General features: G+C 37.4%; 1 protein-coding gene. It reads left to right on the forward strand.

Going from position 1 to position 3,945, the window contains the following annotated elements; translation table 11 throughout:
* Positions 1-60: 60 nt before the first annotated feature.
* On the forward strand, positions 61-3,945 hold a 3,885-nt coding region (locus ABV008_RS06310; protein WP_352418972.1), incomplete at its 3' end, for a S8 family serine peptidase.

The following is a 3,945-nucleotide window of genomic DNA, read 5'->3' on the forward strand; positions in this document are numbered from 1 at the left end:
TATTTAATGCCAAGAAATCAAAAGGTTAAAAAAGGTTTATCCCTATTAATAACTTTAGTTATGTTATTAGGAACTTTTACATCATTTGTTTATGCAGAAAACAACCCACTTAGCTCAGCAAAAGAAAATCTACTTAAAGAAGCATCAATGAAGATTGAACCTGAATTGATGAATAGCTTGGAGAAAGAAGATTTAGCTGAAGCTTTAGTGTATTTAAAAGATCAAGTTGATACAGAAATGGTAGCAAGAGCTACTAGAAATGCATTATCTAAAGCTATGACTCCATATAGTGTAAAACTTGAAGTTAGAAAAGGTGTAGTAGAAGCTTTAAGAGATAAAGCAGAAGTAACTCAAGCTAATTTATTAAATTATTTAGAGCAAGAAATGGAAAGAGGAAATGTTGAAGAAATTACACCTTATCACATAGTAAATATGGTATATGTAAAGGCTACTAAAGAAGTAATAGAGAACATTTCCTATATGGCAGAAGTAGAAAAAATATATAAAAATAAAATCTATACAATGGATTTTCCTGTAATGGAAGATGTAGAAATAGAACCATCAGGAACAGAGCCACAATGGAATATAACAAGAGTTGGAGCAGACCAGGCATGGGATCTAGGTTATGACGGTACAGGAGCAGTAGTAGGGTCACTAGACTCAGGAGTTGATTGGACTCACCCAGCTTTACATGACAAATGGAGAGGTTACGATCCAAATACAGAAACTACTGATCCATCTAAGAGCTGGTTTGACCCAGTATATAATGCTACATTGCCAGCAGATTCAGATAGCCATGGTACTCACGTAATGGGTACAATGGTGGGACAAGAGCCAGATGGGAACAATCCAGTAGGCGTTGCACCAGGAGCAAAATGGATAACAGCAAGAGTATTTAACACAGCAGGCTCCACGACAGATAGAATATTACTAGATGCAGCAGAATGGATGCTACACCCAGGTGGAGACCCAACTGCAGCACCAGACGTTGTTAACAACTCATGGGGTGGAGGAGCAGGAATAGATGACTGGTATAGAGATGCTGTAAGAAACTGGAGATCAGCAGGAATATTCCCAGTATTTTCAGCAGGAAACCAAAGATCAGGAGAACCAGCACCATGGCCAGGTTCAATATCATGTCCAGCAAACTATCCAGAAAGCTTTGCAGTAGCAGCAGTAGATAGATATGATGCAAGAGCAAGTTTCTCAAAATTAGGGCCATCGCCATATGACGAAACACTAATTAAACCAAATATATCAGGACCTGGAGTAAGTATTTACTCATGTATACCAGGAGGATATACAGGTGGTTATTCAGGAACTTCAATGTCAGCACCACACGTTAGTGGAACAGTTGCACTACTAGTATCAGCTAATGCTTCATTAACAATAGAAGATATAGAAGAGATAATAGCAGACACTGCTGACCCACTAACAGACTCAACATATCCAGAAGCACCAAACTTCGGTTACGGTTATGGAATGGTAAATGCATTTGAAGCAGTATCTTCTATAGCATCTGGTACAGGGTATGTTAGTGGTAGAGTACTAGTTGAAGGAGAAGACATAAGTGAACCAGAAATAGTTCATGAACAAGAAATATTTGAAACCTTCGTTGGTTCAGAAATAGATATAACAGCAGAAGTATCAGATGATATATCAGTAACAGAAGTAGAATTACTAGTTAAACAGTCAGGCAAATCTTATTGGATGCTAGTTCCAATGAACAGAATATCAGGAGATCATAAAAATGGAGTATATCAAGGAAAAATAACCTATGATATGCTAGGTGGCGACAGTATAACCTATAAAATAAGAGCAAGAGACTTTGTAGGTGATGCAGTAGTAACACCAGACTATAAAGTAGATATTAGCTTTGGTATAGTTCCAGATGAATACACTCAAGGATTCGAGTCTAATGCTAATGGATGGATACTAGATGGAGATTGGCAGTGGGGAATAGCAACAGATGCTGATCCTATACCATTTGAAGGAGAAGGTTTAGTAGGAACTATATTAGGTGGAACTTATTCAGCTAGTGGAAATAGCTGGATGGTAACTCCTCCAATCGATTTGAGAGATGCTACTTTAGAAACAGCATCACTAAGATTCCATCAATGGTACCAAGTAGAAACAAATTATGATAAAGGTTATATTCTAGTAACTAATGACTATGGGGAAAATTGGTATCAAGTAGGACCAATGTATACAGGCAGTTCAAATCAATGGGAAGAAGTATTTGTAGGCCTTGATAGCTTTATTGGTTCTTCTGAGCCAGTATTTGTAGCATTTAATTTTACATCAGATTATTCTGGACAACAGGCAGGATGGTATATTGATAATATAAGACTAATGGGTAAAGATTATGAAGCTCCAGCTATACCTACTAACTTAACAGCAACAGCTGGTATGGCAGGAATTAAATTATCCTGGACACCTTCAGTAGATGCTGACGTAGATGTATATCGTATATATCGTTCAGAAGTGTCTGGTGGAGACTATGAAGTGATAGGCGAAACTGCTAATAATAATTTCACGGATACAGACGTAGTAGCTAATACAACCTACTACTATGTAATAGATGCAATAGACTTCTCAGGAAATATAAGTGCTCAAACTGAAGAAGTTTCAGCTACTGCTACAGAGGTCGTAACACTATTTATTACAAATTTTGAAGAAAATAATGGTGGCTTCATATCAGGTGGAACTAACAACGAATGGGAATGGGGAGTTCCAACATCTGGGCCGAATGAAGCATCTTCAGGGGAAAAGCTATGGGCGACAAATCTTGATGGGGACTACCCAAGAAGTAGTGATTCCTATATAGAAAGTCCAGTTATAGTTGTTCCAGAGGATAAGACTCCTGTATTGACATTCAATCACTGGTATGATTTTGAAGGGACATCAACTCTTTGGGATTATGGTCAAGTGCAAGTATCAAAGGACGATGGAGCTACTTGGACTAATGTAACACCAACAGGAAAATACGGTACTCGTCTACAAACTTGGCGTTATGAAGAGATACCATTAGATGATTACCATGGAGAAACCATTAAGGTTAGATTCTTCTTCCATTCAGATAGTTCAGTTGTTTATAAAGGTTGGTATATAGACGATGTAAGCATTGTTGGAATAAATTATGTCGAGGAACCAATACCTGAAGAAGAGATAATAACTTATGATGATAATACTGCAGAAGATGCACTAATATTAAATGCTGCAGGTAATGGATGTGCAGTAAGATTTACACCTCGTACAAATGCGCAATTAATGGGCGCACAAATTTACCTATGGGGTAATGATTGGCCTACACCAGGTAGCAATAGATTAGGCTTTGCAGTTTATGAAACTCATACAAATGGAACACCAACACAAGTTGGAGAAACGATATTTGTAGATAATCTTATAAGAGGAGATTGGAACTATATCGACCTTTCAGCTCTTAACTTAATTACAGAAGGAGATTTCTATATTTCAACTATGCAAGACGGTGATGGGACTAACCATCCAGGAACAGGATTAGATACTGGCTCTAGCTACGGAAACAGGTCATATCTAAACATTGCTGGTGTTATGGAACCATTAGCTGACGAAGGCTATGATGGTGTATTTATGATAAGAGCAGATGTAGATTATATCTTTGAAGAGCCAACATCAAACAACATAACAGCAAATATGGTTGTAACTAAGCCAACAATTGCTACAGAGGGAAGCTTCACAACACTAAAAGAAAGAGTTAAAGATGAAGCACCAAAATACAGTTTAAAGAGAACTGAAATAAGCAAATATGAGATTGTAGAAGACAAAGAAGTACAAAACACACCTATGATAATAGGTGGAGTTCCAGTAGCAGATGCTGTAGTTACAGTATTAGAAACAGGGAGAAGCGTTAAAGTAGATCCTATTACAGGTAAGTTTAACATTCGAGTTCCAATGGGAGATTAC

The sequence above is a fragment of the Proteiniborus sp. genome, assembly GCF_040308045.1.
GTDB lineage: Bacteria > Bacillota > Clostridia > Tissierellales > Proteiniboraceae > Proteiniborus.